This window comes from Pseudocitrobacter vendiensis, from assembly GCF_943590815.1.
In the GTDB taxonomy this organism is placed as follows: Bacteria; Pseudomonadota; Gammaproteobacteria; order Enterobacterales; family Enterobacteriaceae; genus Pseudocitrobacter; species Pseudocitrobacter vendiensis.
In genome coordinates this window covers 110,369-133,741 of record NZ_CALSBS010000002.1, presented here as the reverse complement: position 1 = coordinate 133,741, position 23,373 = coordinate 110,369, and the positions used below count along the sequence as shown (strand labels likewise).

The window sequence follows — 23,373 nt, the reverse complement described above, 5'->3', positions numbered from 1 at the left end:
ACTGTGCACCGAACGCCGGATGCGGCGTGAACGCCTTATCCGGCCTACAAAACCATGCAGATTCATGTAGGCCTGATAAGCGAAGCGCATCAGGCAATTTGGCACCAGACATCACGCCGCATCACTGTCGGCATCGGGTACGCCAAACTGGCTAATCATGGTGAACGGCACTTCGCCTACACCGGCAACGTTAAGCACCGGAGAGCTGCCGTCGAGCGGGATGCGCACATCTTCCACTTCGCCGGAGACTTCAATCGGTACCTCTTCTTCCCCGGTGTTGGTCACCACCGAAACGTCGTAATCACCCGGCGGGATGCCGTAATCCGCCGGATTAATCGAGAAATCAACCTGGCCTGGCCCGACGGACGAACTCCCTTCCGGGATCAGCGAGACGGTGTAGTCATCGCCCGCAGCATCGGTAAAGTGGAGATCGGCGGTGGTACAAGCGTCGTCCAGCGTGGCGCGACCGTTAATGGTCTGGTCACTCACCTGCAAGGCGGTGGTCTGCACCATAATGTCGTCGCCCACCAGGTTGCCGAGCGCCATCACCTGAATGTTGCTCATCAGCACCGCGTTGGTGTTGGCCTGCACGCTCATCTCTTCCATCATCGCCACCTGCGCCATCGACGAAAGCTGGTCGATATATTCGGTGGCGTCGGTCGGGTCGGTCGGGTCCTGGTTTTGGATCTCAGCGACAAACAGCGTCAGAAACGTATCAACAGGCGAGCTATCGCTGCTGCTTGTCGTGTCGCTGGCCGCCACAGTGTTGCTTTCCGCCGTGGCGGTCGGCTGCGGCGATTGCGCATTCAGCGCCAGGGTATTCATCAGGCTTCTCCCAGTTTCAGCAGGCTTTGCTGCATACTTTTCACGTTGTTGAGCACATCGACATTGGTTTCAAAATCGCGCGAGGCCGACATCATGTCCGCCATCTGTTCCACCACGTTGACGTCGGGATACCAGACATCACCGTTGGCATCCGCCAGCGGCGAATGCGGTTCATAGCGTTTCACCGCCCCGCCGGTTTGCAGCACGTCCTGCACCTGTACGCTGGCGCCGTCGATCGCATGGCGATGCGTTCCCGCCAGCAAGCTGTGGTGATACACCGCAGCAAACACCGGGCTGCGCGCTTTATACGCCTGCGCCTCGCTGCCAGCGGGCGCATTGGCATTTGCCAGGTTACTGGCAACGGTATTCAGACGTAGCGTTTGCGCCGTCATCGCCGAGCCGGAAATCTGATAGATATCAGTAAATGACATGCTTATTTCCCTTCAATGGCCTCTCTGATGCCGCTGATTTGCAGATTCAGAAAGGTCAGACTGCTTTGATAATCCATACTATTTTGTGAAAACCGCGCCTGTTCGCTGTTCAGTTCCACGGTGTTACCATCTTCCGACGGCTGCATCGGTACGCGATACTGGACATCCACCGCCGCGTTATTTGCCCGTTGCATCTCCCTGGCAAAATCAATATCTTTAGCCTTGAAATTTGGCGTATCGACATTCGCCAGATTCGCAGTCAGTAGCTCGGTCCTCTCAAGACGTAACTTCACTGCCTGCGGATGTACTCCCAATGCTTGTTGAAAACTGATCCCCATTTCTTGCGTCACTCCCGCTTCAATCCGCATACGCTAAGCAATCGCTGTGCCAATTTTTAAGTGACTGATGAGAAAGGGTTTATGAGTTTTCAATTTTGCAGGCGGAAGTTTTATTTCCTCCTGGCGCTGGCCTTACCGGGCTACGCCGCCGTCCATCCCGTGCAACACAGCGCGCGGGAACAAGTCAACGCCCAGGTGCTAAATACCGCGAGCCAGCAGATTGAATCACTGGCGCAACAGCGGCAGTGGCATGACTATCGCTACACCTTTAAGGTCTACATTCCCTCGCAGATTGCGACCGCCTCGCCCTGCGCTACGGCCCCCGGCGTCACGCTGACGTCGCCTGCGGAAATCGCCCTTAACCGGATGAACTTCACCGTCAGTTGCCCGCAAAGCTGGCAGATGAACGTCGCGGTGCGCCCGGATGTACTGGTGCCAGTGGTTATGGCAAAGTCACTGGTTGCCCGCGATACGCCGCTCACAGCAAATGATGTGGAGCTGAAGCCCTACAACGTCAGCGCCCAGCGGCGGGATGTGCTGATGGATCTCAATGATGCGATTGGTTTAAGCAGCAAACATGCCCTGCAACCAGGCAGGCCGCTTACCAAAGAAGAACTGGTTTCGCCAGTGCTGATCGAGCGCGATCAGCCGGTGATGATTGTTTACCAGAGCGCGGGGATCACCGCCTCAATGCCCGGCGTGGCGCTGAAAAATGGTCGCAAAGGGGAAATAGTGAAAGTACGTAACGCCAGCAGCCAGCGGGTCATTAGCGCAATAGTGGCGGAAAGCGGCGTGGTGACAACGGTAAGCGCGGAGTAATTTGCGCAGGCGATTAAAGTTTTGCCGCCTGTTAACCGCTTTACCGGAGTAACCCACCCAATACCGAGACGAGGTTGCGATGAAAATCACCCCGACTATGCCAGGCAATCGCCCGACAGCCACAACGGCAGGCTCCAGCCAGCCGCGTAAAAGTACGGCGACCACCACCACGACGCTGAGTGCCGACGACATTACCCAGGCGGGATTGCAGTCTGCCCAGCAAACGCTGAACGACCAGCAAGAGAGCGATATCGACAGCGACAAAGTGGCGCAAATGCAGGCGATGCTGGCCTCCGGCAGCCTGCAAGTGGACACCGAACAGTTAGCCAGCGACATGCTGAGTTTTTTCCAGAACTAAGAGGCCGATGAAGTGAGTATCCGGTTACAACAGGTGAAGGCGTTGTTGCAGGGCATTCGTGACGACGACGCACTGTACGATTCCCTGCGCGAACTTCTCCAGCGTCAGCGGATCTGCATGATTCGCCGCGCCAGCGAAGAGTTGCTGGCGGTAAACGACGAGATAACGCAGCACTATGAGCAGTTGCATGGGCATAGCCATCAGCGGCACAGCCTGCTGCAACTGCTGGGTGTCAGCGTAAATCGTGACGGTCTGGCGCAGGTTTTCGCCTGGCTTCCGGCGGTACAAAAAGCGGCAGCACAACAGTTGTGGCAACGCCTGGAGCAAAAAGCGGAACGCTGCAAAGCCTATAACGATAAAAACGGCGAGCTGTTGATTCGTCAGTATGAATTTATTCAGTCGTTTTTAGGTAACGAAGCGGATTTTCTGTACCAGGAATAACGACAATACCTTCCCCCATAGCGGAAATGGATTTTCCGCCTGATTTCCAACCCCTTGTTTTTGATTACAAAAAATCCCGGCACGCTTATTGCACATCCTGCACAGCATTAAAGACTGGAAGCCACCTATGAGTTTTATTGAATGTTACGAACCGGAATATGTGCGCAATTTTATGGCGCAATACCCCGATTCGCCTTTATACGTCCGCAAGGCGTGGAAAAATGAGATTCGCCAGAGCCTGGTATTGACCGATATTGCCAGTTGCAAAGCAGTGCTCAACGATGCCAGGGCCTTTGAATTACAGCTTACCTATCGCCCTGTGGAAGAAAATGCCGCAGCGCTATCTGCGCGCGATGCGATAGTAAACCAGATCATTTTAAGCACCCTTACGCTCCCTGATTTAACCCCAGAGCTTTCACTGTATGCCGTCGGGATTTTGCTCTCCCGCGCCAATAAAATGCCGGGCAGAGACGGCGACACTCTCGCCCGGCTGACAGCACTGCCGCAGGCGCTGGCCGATCACGCACAAAAAGGCACGTTACAGGCACAGTTCGCACAGCTACCGCCTGTGCCCCAGCTGGCGCGCCAACTGGTGACGCTGCTCGGGAGTTTTGCGTTTGACTGGTCGATTCTGCCGAAAAGCCCGCGCAAAGCCTCACTGCCGTTGCAGGTAACCTTGCTAACGCTGCACGACGCCAACAGCGAAGCCCTGTTACAACAGCAGCTACAGACACAGTGGCAAACTACCTGGCAACAGCATTTTGCCACCGCTCCGTGGATGATGCGTAACTGGCTAATTTACCGGGTTTATCACGACGCGATCGGGCAGGATGACGGGGCGGATTATTGCCCGCTTGTGTGCGATTTTTACCTCATCCGCACGTTAATCAGTTTATGGACGCTGGATGATTCACCGCTGCGGCAGGAGGATATTTTCGCCCTCTTCGCGGTGTTTGAACGCTGGCGAGTGAGTGAAAATGCCGTGCTGATTCGCCAGCAAATTCAGTCGTTATGTGCCGCCGACCCGCTGCTTTCAGCGTTTTCGCTGCTGACGTGAGTCGCTCTGTGCGCGCTGATGCCCCTCACCCCGGCCCTCTCCCACAGGGAGAGGGAGAAAACCTGCGCCCAATTCAGCACCACGCTCGATCGGTCCCCTCGCCCCTTCGGGGAGAGGGTTAGGGTGAGGGGCAAAGCGCGCACAGCGCCCCCTAACCCATCACATTCACCCACTAACTCACCTGAACACCATGCCAACACCAACCATCATCAAAACACTCGCCACTCACCGCGAAAAACCGTTCGTCAGCGTCGTCACGCCAACCTGGAATCGTGCCGCATTCCTGCCGTACCTGCTTTATATGTACCGCTATCAGGATTACCCGGCAGATCGCCGCGAACTGGTCATCCTCGACGACTCGCCGCAAAGCCATCAACACATCATCGACCGTCTGACCAATGGCACGCCGGAAGCCTTTAACATCCGCTACATCCATCACCCGGAAAAACTACCGCTGGGCAAAAAACGCAACATGCTCAACGAACTGGCGCGCGGCGAATACATCCTCTGCATGGACGATGACGACTACTACCCGGCAGATAAAATCTCTTACACCATCGCCATGATGCAAAAACACCGGGCGCTAATCTCCGGTTCCGACCAGATCCCCATCTGGTACAGCCATATCAACCGCATCTTTCAAAGCCGCAGTTTTGGCCCGCGTAACATCCTCAACGGCACTTTTTGTTATCACCGTAACTACCTGAAAAAGCACCGTTACGATGACGATTGCAATTTAGGCGAAGAGAAAAGTTTCACCGACAATTTCAGCGTTAACCCGCTGCAACTGCCCGGCGAACGCACCATTTTGTGTATCTCGCATAGCCACAACACCTTTGATAAAGACTTTATTCTCGGGGCCAGCACGCCTGTAAATGCCGAACTGAGCGATATCGTCAGCGATCCGCTGCTACGCAATGCTTATCTGAGTCTGCATAACGCCACGCATCACCAGGGGATCAACCATCAGGCGATCGATCAGATAGTTGTTGTGAATCTGGATAAACGCCCGGATCGTTTACGGCAGATCCGTGAAGAGCTGGCATTGCTGCATATTCCGCCTGAAAAAATTACCCGCCTTGCCGCCTGTGAAGATGAAAACGGTCAACGGGGCCGCCGCCTGTCGCACTTGCAGGCGCTACGCCTGGCGCAACAGCACGGCTGGCAAAACTATCTGCTGCTGGAAGATGACGCGGTTATTCTCAAGCAGGAGAAACATATTCAGGTGCTGAACACCCTGCTAGGCAGCCTGGCGAAAATTCCCTGGCAGGTGATGATCCTCGGAGGCGAAATTTCGCAAGGAACAATGCTAAAAAGCCTGCCGGGGCTGGTGCACGCGCAGGACTGCCGCAAAGTGTGCGCTTATCTGGTGAACAGCCGGTACTACCCACAACTGGCGCAGCAGATGAGTAACGATGAGCACTCGCTGGAAGACGGCTGGCAGCCACTGCTGCGCACCGACAAATGGCTGGCCTGTTACCCGAGCCTTTGTTACCAGCGACCGGGCTTTAGTGATATCGAGAAAAAAGCGACTGATAACATTAACCACTACTTCAATAAGTTACCCGTAGCCACCAAGCCATCTACATTACCCATCGCCGACACCATCGGCTTTTTTATGGAAACCTCATTCCACTACGCGCTGTATCGTCCAATCATCACCGCTCTACAGGCGCAGGGGCAGAGCTGCACGCTGGTGATCAACGACCGCGTGTTTAAACCGTTTCTGGATGAAATGCTGGAGACGCTAAAAACCATCGACGATCCGCAGCTCAAAGGTATGCGCTTGTCTGAGATGCAGGCACACGGTCAGCGGGTGAAATGCCTGGTCAGCCCCTACCACACGCCCGCGCTCAATGGCATTTCACCCGTGAACGTTCGCGCCATGTACGGCTTAGCCAAAGAGACGTGGAACCACGCCGACTGGAACCGTTTTTATCAGCGCATTTTGTGTTACAGCCACTACAGCCAGCAGGCACTGAAACATTTCGGCAGCACAAAAGTGGTCGGCAACCCGCGCTTCGACGCCTGGCATAACGGCACGTTTGACCGCGCCCTGCCGGAAAATATCCAACCCGATTCCCGTAAACCTACGGTGCTCTACGCCCCAACGTTTGGCGCATTAAGCTCCCTGCCCCACTGGGCAGAAAAATTGGGGCGCTTAAGCGGTGATGTGAATCTGATTTGCAAACTGCACCACGGTACCTGCTCGCGCCCGGAAGAAGCCGCATCGCTGACCCTGGCACGCAGGCATTTAAAACAGTGCACCAACTCAGCCCAGCACACACTGGCGCTGCTGGCAAAGGCCGATTACGTGCTCACCGATAACAGCGGCTTTATTTTCGATGCTATCCACGTTGATAAGCGAGTGATCCTGCTCGACTTTCCGGGCATGACGGAACTGCTCGACGGCGAGAAAAGCTACTCCACGCCGGAGAGCGCCGACCAGCGAATCCGCGAAATATTACCGGTGGCTCATGATATGGCTGAGCTGCGTCACTTATTGTCAGAGGCGTTTGACTGGGGGGCGGTACAGGCACAGTTTACTGAGATTCGTCATCACTATTGCGATGCGTTTATGGGTGGCAAGGCGGGAGAACGGGCGGCGATGGTGATTGTGGAGGCATTGGGTTAAATCACAGAAGTGCCTGATGCGCTTCGCTTATCAGGCCTACTCGCCGCTGCAATAGTTTGAATCTGTGATGATTTGTAGGCCGGATAAGGCGTTTACGCCGCATCCGGCACGAACAGCGCACTTATCTACCCTCTGATTTTAAACATACCGCTTCTTGAGTGGTGAGTCGGTAAGGTTGCACATTTCAATAGCGGGAATTGTGGTCTTTATGAATTCCGAAAAGCACCTTTCTTCCCCCTATAACCATTCTTTTTTACCGGTATTGGCAGCAACATACCACACCCGTGAAATAGGCGTTGCACTTCACGGGCTGCAGGTCCGCGTAATAAGAAACGGGAGGGCGGTAGCATTTCTGATATGGGATGTTTCAGTATTTCTGAGCTAATGGTTACCCTGGGGCTCAAGGAAAGATCACGTAACGCTGTTTTTTTGTACTAAACAATTCGCATTTTATGTTTAAAAATTGAGATATTCCTCATTACCTGAAGCTGTTTTTTATTGCTTATACATGATCAAATACTCCTTACATAATTAAGGAGAACAAAATGGAACTTAAAAAATTGATGGAACATATTTCTGTTATTCCCGATTACAGACAAGCCTGAAAAGTAGAACATAAATTATCTGATATTCTACTGTTGACTATTTGTGCCGTTATTTCGGGTGCAGAAGGCTGGGAAGATATAGAGGATTTTGGGGAAACACATCTCGATTTTTTGAAGCAACATGGTGATTTTGATAATGGTATTCCTGTTCACGATACCATTGCCAGAGTTGTATCCTGTATCAGTCCTGCAAAATTTCACGAGTGCTTTATTAACTGGATGCGTGACTGCCATTCTTCAGATGATAAAGACGTCATCGCAATTGATGGAAAAACACTCCGGCATTCTTATGACAAGAGTCGCCGCAAGGGAGCGATTCATGTCATTAGTGCGTTCTCAACAATGCACAGTCTGGTCATCGGACAGATCAGGACGGATGAGAAATCCAATGAGATTACAGCTATCCCAGAACTTCTTAACATGCTGGATATTAAAGGAAAAATCATCACAACTGATGCGATGGGTTGCCAGAAAGATATTGCAGAGAAGATACAAAAACAGGGAGGTGATTATTTATTCGCTGTAAAAGGAAACCAGGGGCGGCTAAATAAAACCTTCGAGGAAAAATTTCCGCTGAAAGAATTAAATAATCCATAGCATGACAGTTACGCAATTAGTGAAAAGAGTCACAGGAGAGAAGAAATCCGTCTTCACATTGTTTGCGATGTCCCTGATGAACTTATTGATTTCACGTTTGAATGGAAAGATCTGAAGAAATTATGCGTGGCTGTCTCCTTTCGGTCAATAATAGCAGAACAAAAGAAAGAGCCAGAAATGACGGTCAGATATTATATCAGTTCTGCTGATTTAACCGTAGGGAAGTTCGCCACAGCAATCCGAAACCACTGGCACGTGGAGAATAAGCTGCACTGGCGTCTGGACGTGGTAATGAATGAAGACGACTGCAAAATAAGAAGAGGAAATGCAGCAGAATTATTTTCAGTGATACGGCACATCGCTATTAATATTTTGACGAATGATAAGGTATTCAAGGCAGGGTTAAGACGTAAGATGCGAAAAGCAGCCATGGACAGAAAGTATCTGGCGTCAGTCCTTGCGGGGAGCGGGCTTTCGTAATCTTTCCCTGGTATCATCAGTCCTTGCAGGGTAAGGGCTTTCGTAATCTTGCCCTGCTTTACGATGTTAGACTGAAAAATTCCTTGTCACATAAATCTCAGAAGGTATTAGATAATGAAAAAATATTGGTTTTTTTGGCTGGTAATGTTCATTGGTTTTCGTGCCATAACTGATTGTGAAATACAAACTAAAAATTATGATTGCTTTACCGTTTTCACTAAGGGCGTTGTTTTTTCCGCATTCCCAGTTTTAAAAAACAAACCAATATGGGAGTGGTATCAGAGTGAGGATATTGGTGAATATTATTGGCAAACAGAATTAGGTACGTGTGAAAATAATAATTTTACTTCTAATAATTCGAGGCTCTTAATTCGTGTTGGAACAGTTCGACTAAATGAAACGCCTCCCGCTAAAGGAACCTTTCAGAAGTTGCTAAATGTAGCAGAAAAAACTGCATTTCTTGGTGATCGATTTAGGAGTCCCATAAGAGCTGAGATCTATCAAAAAAAGAGTAGTGACCCACAGCAGTTGTTGGTAATCCTTAATAATCCAATTATGGTAAATTATTTCAAAGATGATAAACCAACTTATGCTCGCATGATAGCACACCTTCCGAATAAAAATGAGTCTTACGAATGCATAACGGAAATACATCATGAATTGCTACGTAGTGAGAAATAATATAATTTACTGCTGTTGAGTTCGTATATCAGTTATCGAATTTCAGTCCATTATTCATACCATACAGATAAAAAAGAGTAGTCTTAATGTCATATCATATGCACATACTATTAGATAATGAATACAACCCGGATATGGATATTTATTGCTTTAAGGAAATACTGGTAAAGGAATATTTAAAAACATGGTTAGGTGAACGACCTTCCATGGAATACTCTCGTGTTCCCTTTGGTCCTCGTAGCAATTATGATTCTCTGATATTGAGATGGTCAGATACATGGTGGATAAGTATTTATTTTGAAACTATTGATACTAATGAAAATATCAAACAAGATATTGAACATATTGCCCACAAATGTGTGAATCATGAAAGAGCGATCGCTATCAGTAAAATGACACGAAGAATAGTTTTTTTAACAAAGGCTGACCCGGCACCTGAATATGCACATACGGATTACATTATCGAGTTAATGACTTTTTTTGAAAATATACCGGCACTGTCATATTCAATCCGGAAAATGACAAAATAATCTATGCGTAATGCTTGTCACTATTTTTTGTCGTTCTCAAAGGGGTGTTATCAGGAATACCCCTAATCACCTCAATAATTCCCGTCGTCGACACCGACGGCGTGCGGGGGAAATAGACCACCTCACAAATATACGCGAAGCTGTCAAACTTCCCCGCCCAGTCATCGCCCATCACCAAAACATCCGCACTGTAACCGCGCAGATATTCCGCTTTCAGCGCCAGCGATTCCTCGAGAAATACGCCATCCACGCACGCCAGCCCGGCGATAATCGCCATGCGGTCATCCTGAGGGTAAACCGGTACCCTGCCCTTTTTGGCAATATTTAAGGCGTCGGACGACACGCCAACCAGTAGCCGCTCGCCCAGCGTGCGGGCGCGTTGTAAAAGGCGCAGATGACCGACATGGAACACATCGAAGGTGCCGAAGGTGATGACCGTTTTCATGTCTACTCCGCTAATTTTTGCCGTAGCCAGCACTGAACGGCGATATCATCCACCGCTTTTTGCGCTTTCGCCGTGGCACTTTCTTGCTGCTCGCGGCGTTTGTCGTCCAGCGTCAGGGCCACCACTTTCTCTTCGCACGCCGCCGCCGTCAGGTTTTTCTGCATTCGCGTAGCCTTGATGTTAGCCAGCGTTTTTTCCTGCTCCTGCCAGGCGATCACTTTGCGCAAGGTGCCTTTGTAGCCGCTGACGTTTTTCAGCGATTCCACCGACGCCGCCGCGCCCGCAGATGTTTTCTCCACCAGGTAGCCTAACGCTTTGATATTGTTGTCATAGCCCGCGCAAATCTGTTTTTGCTTTGCCAGCTCGACGGTTTTATCTTTGACCGATTTATCCCGCAGGCGCTGCAATTGCGCGAGGGTGTCGATGATTTGTCGCATAGTTACTGTTCTGCCTTTTTGGCACCAGGAAAGAGGATTTGCAGACGGCTTTGTACCAGTTCGAGGGAGGCGGGTTCGCGCATCTCCTGGCGTAAAAACCGCTCGATGGCCGGGAACATTTTCACCGCTTTGTCGACGCTGGCATCCGCGCCTGCCACGTAGCCACCGAGTGGGATCAGCGGTTTGATCTCCATATAGGCGGCGTAGTTTTGCTTTAACGCGCGAGCGGATTGCTGATGTTCCGGGCGGGTGACCTGGTTCATGCAGCGGCTGATCGACTGGCCGATATCGATGGCCGGATAGTGCCCCGCTTCCGCCAGTTTGCGGGTTAATACGATATGCCCGTCCAGCACCGCGCGGGCGCAGTCGACGATGGGATCTTGCTGGTCGTCGCCTTCCGCCAGCACGGTGTAGATGGCAGTCATCGATCCCGCGCTTTCGCTGTTGCCTGCGCTTTCGACCAGTTTTGGGATCATGCCGAATGCCGACGGCGGATAGCCTTTGGTAGCGGGCGGTTCGCCAAGCGAGAGCGCAATTTCACGCTGCGCCATCGCATAGCGGGTCAGGGAATCCACCAGCAGCAAAACGTGATGCCCGCGGTCGCGAAACCAGGCGGCGATGGAGTGGCACAGTTCGGTGGCTTTCAGGCGCATCAGCGGCGATTCATCGGCGGGCGCGACGACGACGATAGACTTCGCCAGCCCGTCCGCGCCCAAGGAATGGTCGATAAACTCTTTCACTTCACGCCCGCGTTCGCCAATCAGCCCAACCACCACGATGTCGGCTTTAGTCTGGCGGGTGATCATCCCCAGCAGCACGCTTTTCCCGACGCCGCTACCCGCCATCAGCCCGACGCGCTGGCCTTTGCCGATGGTCAGCAGGCCGTTGATCGCTTTCACGCCCACATCTAAGGGTTCGTCCACCGAACGGCGGGTTAAGGGATTGACCGAAGGCGGTAGCGGCGGCAGAAGGTCGTTGCCGTTCAGGCGACCTTTGCCATCCAGCGGTTCGCCGAGGCCATTCACCACGCGGCCTAACCAGCTTTCGCCTATCAGGATGTCGTGGGCTTTTTCTTCCGGGAAGACACGTGCCCCCGCCATCAGGCCAACTGGCTGTTTGAATGGCATTAAGTAGGTGATGTCGCGATTGAAGCCCACGGCCTGCGCATCAATTAGCGTGTGGTTAGCGCTTTCGATGCGGCACAACTGCCCGGTCATTAATGGGCAGCCGACGCTCTCCAGCAGAATGCCGTTAAGGCGCACCAGCCGTCCGGCGACGCGAGCCAGCGGGATCGACTCCAGCGAGCGCAGGGCGTTATCGAAAGCAGAAAAATCACTCACCCTGCGACTCCGGCGTCAGCGTCTCTTGCAGTGCGGTCATGCATTGTTCAAGGCGATGCTCGCAGCCGATATCCAGTTCTGATTTATCGGTGATCACCCGGCATTCCCCCGGCGGCAAATCTGGCGAAGGCGTCAGCCCCCATTCGCTGACCTTTTCCGGCACCGCGTCGCGCAGGCGGTTAAACTCTTCCGTGCTCAACATCACTTGCAAGGTTTCCGGCATCGCCGGGAAGGCCGCCAGCGCCTCTTCCACCAGCGCCAGTAACTGCGTCGGTTGCAGCGCCAGTTCGCAGCGGATCACCTGGCGGGTGACTTTTTCCACCAGTTGCAGCAAATCTTCCCGCTGTTTACGTTCGATATGGGCGAGGAAGTCGTTCACTTTTCCAGTGATGGCTTCCAGCGGCTGCGCCGCCTCAATAAACTGCTTGCGCCCTTCCTGCTGCCCGGCGAGGCTCCCTTCGGTGTAGCCCTGACGTCGCCCCTCGGCAAAACCTTGCTGATGACCTTCGCTAAAGCCCTGCTCCTGGCCTTCGGTCATGCCCTGAGCAAACCCTTTTTGCAGCCCCTCCTGAAAACCGTCCATTAACTGGCGCTGGTAATCGGCGGCGCTAATGCTGGCAGTGAGCGGTTCTCCGGTCACCGCACGCTGACGCGGCGGGAAACGGTGCAGGCGATAGCGCCCGCGCAGTGTTTCAATGGTCATGGGTTACTCCGCCGTCTGTTCCGCAAAGAGCTGTAGCTGAAGTTCGCCCGCCTCTTCCAGTTCACGGGCGATACCCATGATTTCGCGGCGGATCTGTTCGATACGGCTGACCGGCACCGGCCCCAGGCGCGCGGTAATTGCTTCCAGTTGCTGCACCTGACGTTTTGGCATCACCGCGTAAATGGAGCGACGCAGCAGAGCTTCGGTGCCTTTCAGCGCCACCGCCCAGTCTTCCATTGGCACTTCGTCGAGCAGGCGACGGCGCACCTCTTCGTTCTGGCGGCTGAGAATAAAGAAGTCGTACATCTCATCCTGGAGCTGCTCCAGCACGTCTTCGTCGCGCTCGCGCATCTGGTCGAGGATCACCTGCTGGTTTCCCTGGAAGCGGTTGACAATATCCGCCGCCTGTTTGATGCCCTTCACCTTCGAGCCATGCTCTGAAAGCACCGACAGGCCGCGTTCGATCAGACGATCCAGTTCATCCACCACATCGCGGTTGACGTCGTTGAGTTTTGCTACCCGGTAAAGAATTTCGTTTTGCACCGATTCGTTGAGATAAGAGAGCACCGCCGCCGAGATTTCCGGCGTCAGAAACGCGAGGAATACCGCCTGCAATTGCAGATGTTCTTCGGAGATCAGCATCGCCAGCTGGCGCGGTTCCACCCATTGCAGGCGCGCCATCCGCGAGCGGATCTCATCGCCGTAGATGCCGTTGATCACGCTGCTGGCGATCTCGGTGCCCAACGCCTTGTTAAGAATGCCCTGCAACATGGAGCGCGACGCACCGTTGATCCCGCTCTGTTCGCGGAACTCATCAAAGAAGTTATTGATCACCTTGCGCGCCATGCTGGTTTTGACGCCGGAAAGCCTCGCCATGTTTTCGCTCAGGCGCACTACTTCTTCGCGGCTGAGTTTTTGCATCACCGTTGCCGCTGCTTCTTCGCCCAGACACAGTAGCAGGATCGCCGCCTGTTCGAGGTAGCTGTTGCTCTTATTTATTGTCAATTCGCTCATTGCTGGTAATCCATTGTCTGAGAACTTCGGCAACGCGATCGGTGTCGCTCATGGCCAGTTTTTGCAGGAACTCGAGTTTCACTTCGAGGCCAGAACTCTGGGACGGCAGGCTGTCATCGCCAGGCAGCGACGGCAGGTCGACATTTTTACGCTCCTCTTCCGGCACGGCGATCCACGGTTCGCTGATGGCTTCCGGTTCTGGTGTGATAACCGGCGCACGTACCGCCGTCAGTCGTTTCATCAGCGGGCGCACCACAAAGAACAGCAGCAACAGCGCCAGCAGGCCGCAGCCAATCAGCCGCCCCCACGCCAGTACACTGTCATCTTTCCACAGTGGAATAACCGGTTCGACAGGCACCGCCTGCGGCACAAAGTTGAGCAGTGATAAGGTGAGATTGTCACCACGCTGGGCGTCGATTCCGGCGGCATTGTTCAGCAACGCGGTCAGTTGCGTGGTTTGCTCCGGCTTCCAGTTTTTCAGCGCCGGGGCGTTTTGATTGAGCACCACCGCCACGTTGAGGCGTTTCACCGCAAAGCCGGGGTGCTGAATATGCTGGACGCTGCGGTCGTAAGAGTAGTCGCGCTTGCTTTCGCTGTGTTTGGAAAGCGCTTCCGGCGAGCGGTTTTCTTCCGCACCATTGGTCATCTGATTCGCTGCAATCGGCGGACGATTACTGAGTGAACCGGGCACGCCCATCGCCACCTGATTGGTGTCGCTGTCCAGCACGCTCTCTTCGCGGTTGATTTTCGGCGCGTCACCGTAGTGTTCCTGGGTTTCGTCGATGGTGCTGAGGTCGAGATCCGGCATCACACTGACGCGGTAATTCCCCATGCCAACCAGCGAATCCAACACGTTCGCCACGCTGGCACGGGTTTTGTCCTGAATATCTTTGAGGATCTGATCGCGTTTACGGGTCGCGGCAGAAACCGCCTCGCCCGCGCCAATGCCGTCGGTCAGCAGATTTCCCGCCTGATCGACGACGCTGACTTTGCTGGCCTGTAGCCCCGGAATACTGCCGGACACCAGATGCACAATGGCGTTCACCTGGTCCATATTCAGTTTCGCGCCGTAATGCAAGCGCACCACCACCGAGGCACTGTTTTGCGGCTCATCGCTGACCACAAACGAGCTTTCTTCGTCGAGCGCCAGATGCACCCGCGCGCTCTCCACCGCGTCCAGCGACATGATGCTCTGCGCCAGCTCCCCTTCGAGGCTGCGTTTATAGCGCACGTTCTGCACGAACTGACTGCTGCCGAGCATTTCGTCTTTGTCCATCAGCTCGTAACCGCTGGGCAATATCGCCTGCACGCCTTTCGCGGCAAGGGTCATGCGCGTTTTCGACAGTTCGTCTTCCGGCACCAGTATCTGCCCGCTTTGCGGGTCGATGCGGTAGGTGAGCTTTTCGCCGTCCAGCACGGTGACAATCTGCGACACGGGCAGATTTTCCTGGCGTCCGTAGAGCGAGACGTAGCCGCGATTCCCCGTCCATAGCACGCTGACGATAATCGCCGTCGCCGCAACGGCAAGCCCCACTCCCGCCATCAACGCCCAGCGTTTGTTATCTGCGAGCCGCAGTCGAAACGCCGGAAAGGCCTGGGTTAACTTCTTTATTTGTGCATTCATAGGGTTAGATCGACATACTCATCAGATCGTTAAATCCGGTGGCGATTTTGTTGCGCACCTGCACCAGCGCGGAGAAAGAGAGCGACGCCTGCTGGCTGGCGATCATCGCCCCGGCGAGGTCATCACTTTTGCCCGTATCGACAGCCGTTTGCTGCTGCTCCGCCACCTGCTGGAACTGGTCAACGTGACCGAGTGCGCCGGACATAATGCGGTTAAACGAAACGTCCGGGTCGGTGGAACTGAAGGTCATGGCGGGCAGCACCGGCGCCTGGGCGTTGGCCTGCATCCGCTGCACGTCCTGCATGATTTGCGCCTGCATGGTGCTGTTGATTGTGGTAATGCTCATTTTTAACTTCCGGGTCAGGAGAAAACTTCGATACCGTGCTTGCGCATGGAGGCCAGTCGATAGCGCAGGGCGCGTGGGGTAATGCCTAACAAGTCGGCGATTTTGCTGCGGTTGCCCTGATATTTGCGCATCAGGTCGGCGATATATTGATACTGCGCGCTTCGTCCGTGCTGGCCTAAATCGCCGGTTTCGGCAATGTGGACGGCGGGCTGAACAGGCCATTGCAGTTCACTGTGGTCAGCAATATCGGTGTCCGGCAGGCCTAATGCATCCGGGTAAATTACGCCGTCGCGATTTAAAATCATTCCCCGCTGAATGGCGTTTTCCAGTTGACGCACGTTACCGGGCCAGCGGTAATTAAGCAGCGCGCGGCGGGTGGATTCGGACAGGGTGATATTTTTCACGAGTACCGTTGAGTATTTTTTAATAAATGACTCTGCCAGCGGAATAATATCGTTCAGGCGTTCACGTAGTGGCGGCATGGTAATAGGAATAACCGCCAGACGATAATAGAGATCTTCACGAAAACGTCCGGCGGCAACTTCCTGCCCCAGGTTTTTATTGGTGCAGGCAATCAGGCGAAAATTGAGTTTGATTTGTCGGTTGCTGCCTAATCGCTCAACCTGTTGTTCCTGCAACACGCGTAATATTTTGGCCTGTAGCGCCAGCGGCATTTCACCAATTTCATCGAGTAATAAGGTGCCGTTATTTGCCAGTTCCATTTTTCCTGGCACGCTGGCAATTGCGCCGGTAAATGCACCTTTGTCGTAGCCAAATAACGTCGATTCCAGCATATTTTCCGGGATCGCCGCGCAGTTCACGCCGATATAGGGCGCGTTATCATTTTCACCAAAGGCTACGGTGTGAATATATTTCGCCACGCACTCTTTCCCCGCACCGGTTTCGCCCTGAATCAGGACCGGCACGTTAAAGGCGGCGACACGCTTTGCCAGAGTAAAAGCGTTAATGCTGGAGGCGGCAGTTGCAATAAGTTCAGACATAGGGTGAACAATATAAGTAGCGACAATAATCAGGATGTTCTGAAGCGTATCACCGGCGGGATTAACAAGTTTGAATTAAACGATAATAAAAATATTATTTGTTTATAAACAACGAGTTATCCATGTAGGCCGGATAAGGCGTTTACGCCGCATCCGGCAATTGTGCACCGGTGCCTGATGCGACGCTGCGCGTCTTATCAGGCCTACAGGGCGTGCAATGTTTTATGACGATGCCCGATATCTCACCCTTTAATAATTTAATTATTTTTTCACCCTATTAATAATTTGCCCCTTTCACGCCCCGTCTATTTAATACCTCACCTTGTGTCACTGCCGGAATTGCGTGCACAAAAACGCCCATACCATTACAGCAGAGAAAGTAAGCCATGCTGAAGTACAGTAAAACGCCAGGCATCTTTAAATTAGAAGGTAATCGGCTCGGACGCCCCTACCATCGCCTGCCGACCCTGTTTACGGGGAATTTTGATGTGATTGATTCGCATCTCGGCAGCTACTTTCTCAAAAAGCATCGCAGCAATATCACTTTAAAAAAGATTGGCTGCGAAATGGATATTATTAATAAAAACGCCGAGTTGATGGTTTCCCAAGTCGGGCATCTGGCATTTGATATCGATCGCTCCTTATTGTTAATGCTGCTGGGCAATTTTTATGGTCTGGAGTCTTCTCTTGAAGAGGCGAAAGCGCATAACGGCCTGCCGACCAAAACCGAAACACGATTAAAGAACCGACTCGCGCTGGATATCTGCACGCTGATATTTAATCTGCAAACCTCCGGTATTGCGCTGAAGTTAAAGCTGGACAGCAGCACGGTAATTACCCACTGGGCGTATCAATTAACCTTTACCCTCGCGGGCGATGAAGAGAGCCGTTTTCGTATTTTGCTCGACGATGCCCACACCGATTTTATTTTAAATCTGATTCGCCACAGTGAGCACAGTAAACCGCAGCAGGTGGGGAAATCGGTCAATAAACCGGCATTAATTAAAGAGATCATCCGCTCTCTGCCGTTGACCCTGAACGTCAAAATCGCCGAGCTGTCGCTAAATGTCGCCGATCTGGCGCAGATAAAAGCCGGAGATATTTTACCCATCTCGCTGGGAGAAACATTCCCGGTGGCGATTGGGCAATCTGAATTATTTAGCGCCCTGATAGTGGAAGACAAAGACAAACTGTTTTTGTCGGAGCTGGCGGGCAAAAATGAGAATAGCCATGAGTAAGCAAGAAGATATTTTAGCCGGGGATTTTGGCCTCACCGATGACGTTGCGCCTGTCACGAAACCCGCCGACGCCGACACGCTGGTCACTCGCCTGGAGGACCGCTTTTCCGACTCGATGACGCTGCTGAAACGCATTCCGGTGACCTTAACGCTGGAAGTGTCGTCGGTGGAAATCATGTTAGCCGACCTGCTGAACATCGACGACGACACGGTGATTGAACTGGATAAACTCGCCGGGGAGCCGCTGGATATCAAAGTGAACAATATCCTGCTGGGCAAAGCGGAAGTGGTGGTGGTCAACGAGAAGTACGGCCTGCGCGTGCTGGAGTTTAATACCCGCGATATCAACGACCTGGCGCCATGAAACGCCGCACTCAACTGACGCTGGGCCTGGCACTGCTGGCGCTCGCGCCGCTGGCAATCGCCCAGGGCGGCGATATTGCGCTGCTTAACGTGGTCACCCACGGCAACACTCAGGAGTACAGCGTCAAAATTCAGGTACTGATTCTGATGACCCTCGTCGGTTTGTTGCCGACGATGGTGCTGATGATGACCTGCTTTACGCGCTTTATTATCGTGTTGTCGCTGCTGCGCCAGGCGCTGGGGCTGCAACAAACACCGCCAAACCGCATTCTGATTGGCATTGCGCTCTCCCTCACCCTGCTGGTGATGCGCCCTGTCTGGCTGAATATCTACGACCACGCGGTGGTGCCGTTCGAAAATGATCAGATTACCCTGACCGATGCGCTAAGCACCGCCGCGACGCCGCTGAAACGCTTTATGCTGGCGCAGACCGACAAAAAAGCGATGGCGCAAATCATGACCATCGGTGGCGCGAAGGGCAATGCCGCCGACCAGGATCTCTCCATCGTGGTGCCCGCCTATGTGCTGAGCGAGCTGAAAACCGCTTTCCAGATTGGCTTTATGATTTACATCCCGTTTCTGGTTATCGACCTGATTGTCGCCAGCGTATTGATGGCGATGGGGATGATGATGCTGTCGCCGCTGATCGTTTCGCTGCCGTTTAAACTGATGCTGTTTGTGCTGATCGACGGCTGGTCGCTGACCATCGGCACGCTCACCACCAGCATTCGCGGGCTGGGGCTGGGCTGATTATGTTGACCGTAGATGTAGCCGCCGACATTGTCGCCAGCGGCATAAAAGTGGTGATTTTGCTGGTTTCGGTGCTGGTGGTGCCAAGCCTGCTAGTTGGTCTGCTGGTGAGCGTGTTCCAGGCGGTGACGCAGATTAACGAACAGACCCTGAGCTTTTTGCCGAGGCTGATTGTCACGCTGGTGGTGCTGGGGATATGCGGCAAATGGATGATTATCCAGTTGCATGACCTGTGCATTCACCTGTTTAGCCAGGCCGCGTTGCTGGTGCATTAAGATGCGCACAAGCGACGTTACGCAACTGATGGATCTGGCGCTGGGGCTGTGGTTTCCCTTCGTGCGCATTATGGCGTTTCTGCGCTATGTGCCGGTGCTGGATAACAGCGCCCTGACCATGCGCGTGCGGATTATTTTGTCGCTGGCGCTGGCAATCATTATCACGCCGTTGATCCCCCATCCCATTCCCCATGATTTGCTCTCGCTCAACAGTTTGATCCTGACGGTGGAGCAAATCTTATGGGGCATGTTATTCGGGCTGATGTTTCAGTTTCTGTTTCTGGCGCTGCAACTCGCCGGGCAAATTCTCTCGTTCAATATGGGGATGAGCATGGCGGTGATGAACGACCCGAGCAGCGGCGCATCGACCACCGTGCTGGCGGAGCTTATCAACGTCTACGCGATCCTGCTGTTTTTTGCCATGGACGGACATCTGCTGCTGGTGAGCGTGTTGTATAAGGGCTTCACCTACTGGCCGATTGGCAACGCGCTACATCCGCAAACCCTGCGCACCATCGCGCTGGCCTTTAGCTGGGTGCTGGCGTCGGCATCGCTGCTGGCGCTGCCGACCACTTTTATCATGCTGATTGTGCAGGGCTGCTTTGGCCTGCTCAACCGCATTGCGCCGCCGCTGAATCTCTTTTCACTTGGCTTTCCCATCAACATGCTGGCAGGGCTGGTCTGTTTTGCCACCCTGCTCTACAACCTGCCGGATCACTATCTGCATCTGGCGAATTTTGTGTTGCAGCAGCTCGACGCGCTGAAAGGTCACTATGGCGGATAGCAGCAGCGAAGAAAAAACAGAGAAACCCTCGGCGCAAAAGCTGCGTAAAGCGCGTGAAGAGGGGCAACTGCCGCGCTCGAAGGATATGGGGCTGGCGGCGAGCCTGTTTGCGGCGTTTGTGGTGATCTCCAGCAGCTTCCCGTGGTATGCCGATTTTGTGCGCGAGAGTTTTATCAGCGTGCATCAGTACGCGCAGGAGATTAATAACCCGGACGTTATCGGCCAGTTTCTGCGCCATCACCTGTTAATTCTCGGCAAGTTTATTCTCACCTTGCTGCCGATGCCCGCCGCCGCACTGCTCTCCTCACTGGTGCCTGGCGGCTGGCTGTTCTTGCCGAAAAAAATCCTCCCGGATTTCAGCAAAATCAGTCCGTTAAAAGGGATTGGGCGGCTGTTTTCCAGTGAACATCTGGCGGAAACAGGCAAGATGACAGTGAAGTCGGTGGTGGTGCTGGTGATGCTGTGGATTAGCCTGCGCAATAACTTTGCCGCCTTCCTCGGCCTGCAGGCGCTGCCGTTCAAACTGGCGATGAATGAGGGTTTGTCGCTCTACGCCAGCGTGATGCGCAACTTTGTCATCCTGTTTATTTTCTTCGCGCTTATCGACGTGCCGCTGGCGAAAGCCCTGTTCACCAAAGGGCTAAAAATGACCAAACAAGAGCTGAAAGAAGAGTACAAAAATCAGGAAGGCAAGCCGGAAGTGAAGGCGCGCGTGCGGCGTCTGCAACGGCAACTGGCGATGGGGCAAATTCGCAAAGTGGTGCCGAAAGCCAACGTGGTGATCACCAACCCGACCCACTACGCCGTGGCGTTGCAGTATGACCAGTCGCGCGCCGCCGCGCCGTTTGTGGTGGCAAAAGGTACCGATGAAATCGCCCTCTATATTCGCCAGGTCGCTACTGAAAATCAGGTGGAAGTGGTCGAGTTCCCGCGACTGGCGCGCTCGGTTTACTACACCACCCAGGTGAATCAGCAAATTCCGTTTCAGCTTTACCGGGCCATCGCCCACGTTCTGACCTACGTCCTGCAAATGAAACACTGGCGCGACGGCGCACAGCCGCGCCCGGCTCTGAACAGACATATTTCCATTCCCAAAGAGGTGCTTAAACTGGATGGCGAAAACAACTAAATCGTTCCTCGCGCTGCTGCGCGGCGGCAATCTCGGCGTGCCGCTGGTTATACTTTGTATTCTGGCGATGGTTATTTTGCCGCTGCCGCCTGCGCTGCTGGATATTCTGTTCACCTTCAACATTGTGCTGGCGGTGATGGTGCTGCTGGTGGCGGTGTCGGCGAAACGACCGCTGGAATTTAGCCTGTTCCCGACCATTTTACTGATCACCACCTTAATGCGCCTGACGCTCAACGTTGCTTCTACGCGCGTGGTGCTGCTGCACGGGCATCTCGGCGCGGGCGCGGCGGGTAAGGTGATTGAGTCGTTTGGTCAGGTGGTGATTGGCGGCAACTTTGTCGTCGGTTTCGTGGTGTTTATCATCCTGATGATCATCAACTTTATTGTCGTCACCAAAGGGGCCGAGCGTATCTCCGAGGTTTCTGCCCGCTTTACCCTGGACGCGATGCCCGGCAAACAGATGGCGATTGACGCCGATCTTAACGCCGGATTGATCAATCAGGCGCAGGCGCAGACCAGGCGTAAAGATGTTGCCAGCGAGGCCGATTTCTACGGCGCTATGGACGGGGCGTCGAAGTTTGTGCGCGGGGATGCCATCGCCGGGATGATGATTCTGGCGATCAACCTGATCGGCGGCGTCTGTATCGGGATCTTCAAATATAACCTGAGCGCCGATGCCGCCTTCCAGCAGTATGTGCTGATGACCATCGGCGACGGCCTGGTGGCGCAGATCCCTTCCCTGCTGCTCTCCACCGCGGCCGCGATTATCGTCACCCGCGTCAGCGATAACGGCGATATCGCCCATGACGTGCGCCACCAGCTGCTGGCAAGCCCGTCGGTGCTCTACACCGCCACCGGGATTATGTTCGTGCTGGCGGTGGTGCCGGGAATGCCGCACTTCCCGTTCCTGATGTTCAGCGCCCTGCTTGGTTTTACCGGCTGGCGAATGAGCAAACGCCCGCAGGCGGCGGAGGCGGAAGAGAAAAGCCTCGAAACGCTGACCCGCACCATCACCGAAACCAGCGAGCAACAGGTCAGTTGGGAAACCATTCCGCTGATCGAGCCCATCAGTTTAAGCCTCGGTTACAAGCTGGTGGCGCTGGTGGACAAAGCGCAGGGTAATCCGCTCACCCAGCGGATTCGCGGCGTGCGGCAGGTGATTTCCGACGGCAACGGCGTGCTGCTGCCGGAAATCCGTATTCGCGAAAACTTCCGCCTCAAGCCCAGCCAGTACGCCATTTTCATCAACGGCATTAAGGCTGATGAAGCTGATATTCCGGCGGATAAACTGATGGCGTTGCCCTCCAGCGAAACCTACGGCGAGATAGACGGCGTGCTGGGGAACGACCCGGCGTACGGGATGCCGGTCACCTGGATTCAGCCCGCGCAGAAGGCGAAGGCGCTGAATATGGGGTATCAGGTGATCGACAGCGCCAGCGTGATTGCTACCCATGTTAATAAGATTGTGCGCAGCTATATTCCTGATTTGTTTAACTATGACGACATCACGCAGTTGCATAACCGTTTGTCGTCAATGGCACCGCGCCTGGCAGAGGATTTGAGTGCGGCGCTGAATTACAGCCAGTTGCTGAAAGTGTACCGGGCGCTACTGACCGAAGGCGTTTCCCTGCGCGATATCGTCACCATCGCCACCGTGCTGGTCGCCAGTAGCACCGTCACCAAAGATCATATTCTGCTGGCGGCCGATGTGCGCCTGGCATTGCGGCGGAGCATTACCCATCCGTTCGTTCGCAAGCAGGAGCTGACGGTGTATACGCTGAATAATGAGCTGGAAAACCTGCTGACCAACGTGGTGAATCAGGCGCAACAGGCTGGCAAAGTGATGCTCGATAGCGTGCCGGTGGACCCGAATATGCTCAACCAGTTCCAGAACACGATGCCGCAGGTGAAGGAGCAGATGAAAGCCGCAGGTAAAGACCCGGTGCTGCTGGTGCCGCCGCAGCTGCGCCCGTTGCTGGCGCGTTATGCGAAGTTGTTTGCGCCGGGGTTGCATGTGCTGTCGTATAACGAAGTGCCGGACGAGCTGGAGTTGAAGATTATGGGGGCGTTGAGTTGATGGGGGAGACTATATAAGGTCTCGGACTGTCCCCTCGCCCCTTTGGGGAG

At 53.8% G+C, this 23,373-nt stretch carries 25 protein-coding genes and 1 pseudogene; 15 read left to right on the top strand and 11 right to left on the bottom strand.

The features are described from left to right. Positions 1-111 precede the first annotated feature (111 nt). From NMC31_RS02975 to NMC31_RS02965, 3 genes are read right to left on the bottom strand one after another with little or no spacing between them, the layout of a single operon-like run. Positions 112-825, bottom strand: coding sequence for a flagellar hook capping FlgD N-terminal domain-containing protein (locus tag NMC31_RS02975; RefSeq protein WP_253896911.1), 714 nt, complete (start codon positions 823-825; stop codon positions 112-114). Further along, entirely contained in the window at positions 825-1,256 is a 432-nt protein-coding gene (gene flgC, locus NMC31_RS02970) for a flagellar basal body rod protein FlgC (protein WP_000010945.1), read from the bottom strand. Before flgC ends, NMC31_RS02975 begins: the two co-directional genes overlap by 1 nt. A gap of 2 nt (positions 1,257-1,258) precedes the next feature. Beyond that, a complete protein-coding gene (locus tag NMC31_RS02965) occupies positions 1,259-1,594 on the bottom strand; it encodes a flagellar basal body protein (RefSeq protein WP_000512950.1) in 336 nt (111 codons plus the stop codon). Between the two features lie 81 nt (positions 1,595-1,675). On the opposite strand from NMC31_RS02965, the gene flgA reads away from it, so the two are divergent. The 8 genes and pseudogenes from flgA to NMC31_RS02925 all read left to right on the top strand — a co-directional run bounded on the left by flgA (position 1,676) and on the right by NMC31_RS02925 (position 9,797). Next, positions 1,676-2,413 (top strand): flagellar basal body P-ring formation chaperone FlgA, encoded by a 738-nt coding sequence (flgA, locus tag NMC31_RS02960; RefSeq protein ID WP_253896910.1) that lies wholly within the window; start codon positions 1,676-1,678, stop codon positions 2,411-2,413. Between the two features lie 79 nt (positions 2,414-2,492). Beyond that, positions 2,493-2,771 (top strand): flagellar biosynthesis anti-sigma factor FlgM, encoded by a 279-nt coding sequence (gene flgM, locus NMC31_RS02955; RefSeq protein WP_000705397.1) that lies wholly within the window; start codon positions 2,493-2,495, stop codon positions 2,769-2,771. A 12-nt stretch (positions 2,772-2,783) separates the two neighbouring features. Beyond that, positions 2,784-3,212 carry a flagellar protein FlgN gene (gene flgN, locus NMC31_RS02950; protein ID WP_104917912.1) on the top strand — a complete coding sequence of 143 codons (429 nt, stop codon included), beginning with the start codon at positions 2,784-2,786 and terminating at the stop codon, positions 3,210-3,212. Between the two features lie 127 nt (positions 3,213-3,339). Next, positions 3,340-4,269 (top strand): lysine-N-methylase, encoded by a 930-nt coding sequence (locus tag NMC31_RS02945; RefSeq protein WP_253896909.1) that lies wholly within the window; start codon positions 3,340-3,342, stop codon positions 4,267-4,269. A gap of 190 nt (positions 4,270-4,459) precedes the next feature. Beyond that, positions 4,460-6,904: a glycosyltransferase gene (locus NMC31_RS02940; RefSeq protein WP_253896908.1), complete on the top strand. Its 2,445-nt coding sequence runs from the start codon at positions 4,460-4,462 to the stop codon at positions 6,902-6,904. A gap of 545 nt (positions 6,905-7,449) precedes the next feature. Beyond that, positions 7,450-8,586, top strand: a pseudogene (locus NMC31_RS02935) (ISAs1 family transposase). Between the two features lie 114 nt (positions 8,587-8,700). Further along, positions 8,701-9,267, top strand: coding sequence for a hypothetical protein (locus NMC31_RS02930; RefSeq protein WP_253896907.1), 567 nt, complete (start codon positions 8,701-8,703; stop codon positions 9,265-9,267). Between the two features lie 86 nt (positions 9,268-9,353). Then, positions 9,354-9,797 carry a hypothetical protein gene (locus NMC31_RS02925; RefSeq protein ID WP_253896906.1) on the top strand — a complete coding sequence of 148 codons (444 nt, stop codon included), beginning with the start codon at positions 9,354-9,356 and terminating at the stop codon, positions 9,795-9,797. A gap of 1 nt (position 9,798) precedes the next feature. Here NMC31_RS02925 and NMC31_RS02920 read toward each other — a convergent pair whose 3' ends face one another. From NMC31_RS02920 to NMC31_RS02885, 8 genes are read right to left on the bottom strand one after another with little or no spacing between them, the layout of a single operon-like run. Further along, positions 9,799-10,242 carry an FAD synthase family protein gene (locus NMC31_RS02920; RefSeq protein WP_253896905.1) on the bottom strand — a complete coding sequence of 148 codons (444 nt, stop codon included), beginning with the start codon at positions 10,240-10,242 and terminating at the stop codon, positions 9,799-9,801. A 2-nt stretch (positions 10,243-10,244) separates the two neighbouring features. Then, complete coding sequence (fliJ, locus tag NMC31_RS02915; protein ID WP_001248921.1) at positions 10,245-10,679, bottom strand: flagellar export protein FliJ; 435 nt, start codon at positions 10,677-10,679, stop codon at positions 10,245-10,247. Between the two features lie 2 nt (positions 10,680-10,681). Further along, on the bottom strand, positions 10,682-12,019 hold the full coding sequence (fliI, locus tag NMC31_RS02910; protein ID WP_001279401.1) for a flagellar protein export ATPase FliI: 1,338 nt from the start codon (positions 12,017-12,019) through the stop codon (positions 10,682-10,684). Next, positions 12,012-12,722 carry a flagellar assembly protein FliH gene (fliH, locus tag NMC31_RS02905; protein WP_253896904.1) on the bottom strand — a complete coding sequence of 237 codons (711 nt, stop codon included), beginning with the start codon at positions 12,720-12,722 and terminating at the stop codon, positions 12,012-12,014. Before fliH ends, fliI begins: the two co-directional genes overlap by 8 nt. A gap of 3 nt (positions 12,723-12,725) precedes the next feature. Continuing rightward, complete coding sequence (locus NMC31_RS02900; RefSeq protein ID WP_001293121.1) at positions 12,726-13,736, bottom strand: flagellar motor switch protein FliG; 1,011 nt, start codon at positions 13,734-13,736, stop codon at positions 12,726-12,728. Beyond that, a complete protein-coding gene (gene fliF, locus NMC31_RS02895; RefSeq protein WP_253896903.1) occupies positions 13,714-15,360 on the bottom strand; it encodes a flagellar basal-body MS-ring/collar protein FliF in 1,647 nt (548 codons plus the stop codon). The genes NMC31_RS02900 and fliF overlap by 23 nt, the downstream gene beginning before the upstream one ends. 4 nt (positions 15,361-15,364) lie before the next feature. Next, entirely contained in the window at positions 15,365-15,706 is a 342-nt protein-coding gene (gene fliE, locus NMC31_RS02890; protein WP_000029088.1) for a flagellar hook-basal body complex protein FliE, read from the bottom strand. 14 nt (positions 15,707-15,720) lie between these two features. Continuing rightward, positions 15,721-16,707 (bottom strand): sigma-54 interaction domain-containing protein, encoded by a 987-nt coding sequence (locus NMC31_RS02885; protein ID WP_253896902.1) that lies wholly within the window; start codon positions 16,705-16,707, stop codon positions 15,721-15,723. 386 nt (positions 16,708-17,093) lie between these two features. Here NMC31_RS02885 and NMC31_RS02880 point away from each other — a divergent pair, with 386 nt between their 5' ends. From NMC31_RS02880 to flhA, 7 genes are read left to right on the top strand one after another with little or no spacing between them, the layout of a single operon-like run. Next, entirely contained in the window at positions 17,094-17,945 is an 852-nt protein-coding gene (locus tag NMC31_RS02880; protein WP_253896901.1) for a FliM/FliN family flagellar motor switch protein, read from the top strand. After that, positions 17,938-18,309 (top strand): FliM/FliN family flagellar motor switch protein, encoded by a 372-nt coding sequence (locus tag NMC31_RS02875; RefSeq protein WP_253896900.1) that lies wholly within the window; start codon positions 17,938-17,940, stop codon positions 18,307-18,309. Before NMC31_RS02880 ends, NMC31_RS02875 begins: the two co-directional genes overlap by 8 nt. Beyond that, entirely contained in the window at positions 18,306-19,058 is a 753-nt protein-coding gene (gene fliP, locus NMC31_RS02870; protein ID WP_160530001.1) for a flagellar type III secretion system pore protein FliP, read from the top strand. Before NMC31_RS02875 ends, fliP begins: the two co-directional genes overlap by 4 nt. A 2-nt stretch (positions 19,059-19,060) precedes the next feature. Continuing rightward, positions 19,061-19,333: a flagellar biosynthetic protein FliQ gene (locus NMC31_RS02865; protein ID WP_000958538.1), complete on the top strand. Its 273-nt coding sequence runs from the start codon at positions 19,061-19,063 to the stop codon at positions 19,331-19,333. 1 nt (position 19,334) lies between these two features. Continuing rightward, positions 19,335-20,117: a flagellar biosynthetic protein FliR gene (fliR, locus tag NMC31_RS02860; RefSeq protein ID WP_253896899.1), complete on the top strand. Its 783-nt coding sequence runs from the start codon at positions 19,335-19,337 to the stop codon at positions 20,115-20,117. Further along, complete coding sequence (gene flhB / locus NMC31_RS02855) at positions 20,107-21,246, top strand: flagellar type III secretion system protein FlhB (RefSeq protein ID WP_253896898.1); 1,140 nt, start codon at positions 20,107-20,109, stop codon at positions 21,244-21,246. Before fliR ends, flhB begins: the two co-directional genes overlap by 11 nt. Continuing rightward, positions 21,230-23,323 (top strand): flagellar biosynthesis protein FlhA, encoded by a 2,094-nt coding sequence (gene flhA, locus NMC31_RS02850; RefSeq protein WP_253896897.1) that lies wholly within the window; start codon positions 21,230-21,232, stop codon positions 23,321-23,323. The genes flhB and flhA overlap by 17 nt, the downstream gene beginning before the upstream one ends. The last annotated feature ends 50 nt before the right edge of the window (positions 23,324-23,373 follow it).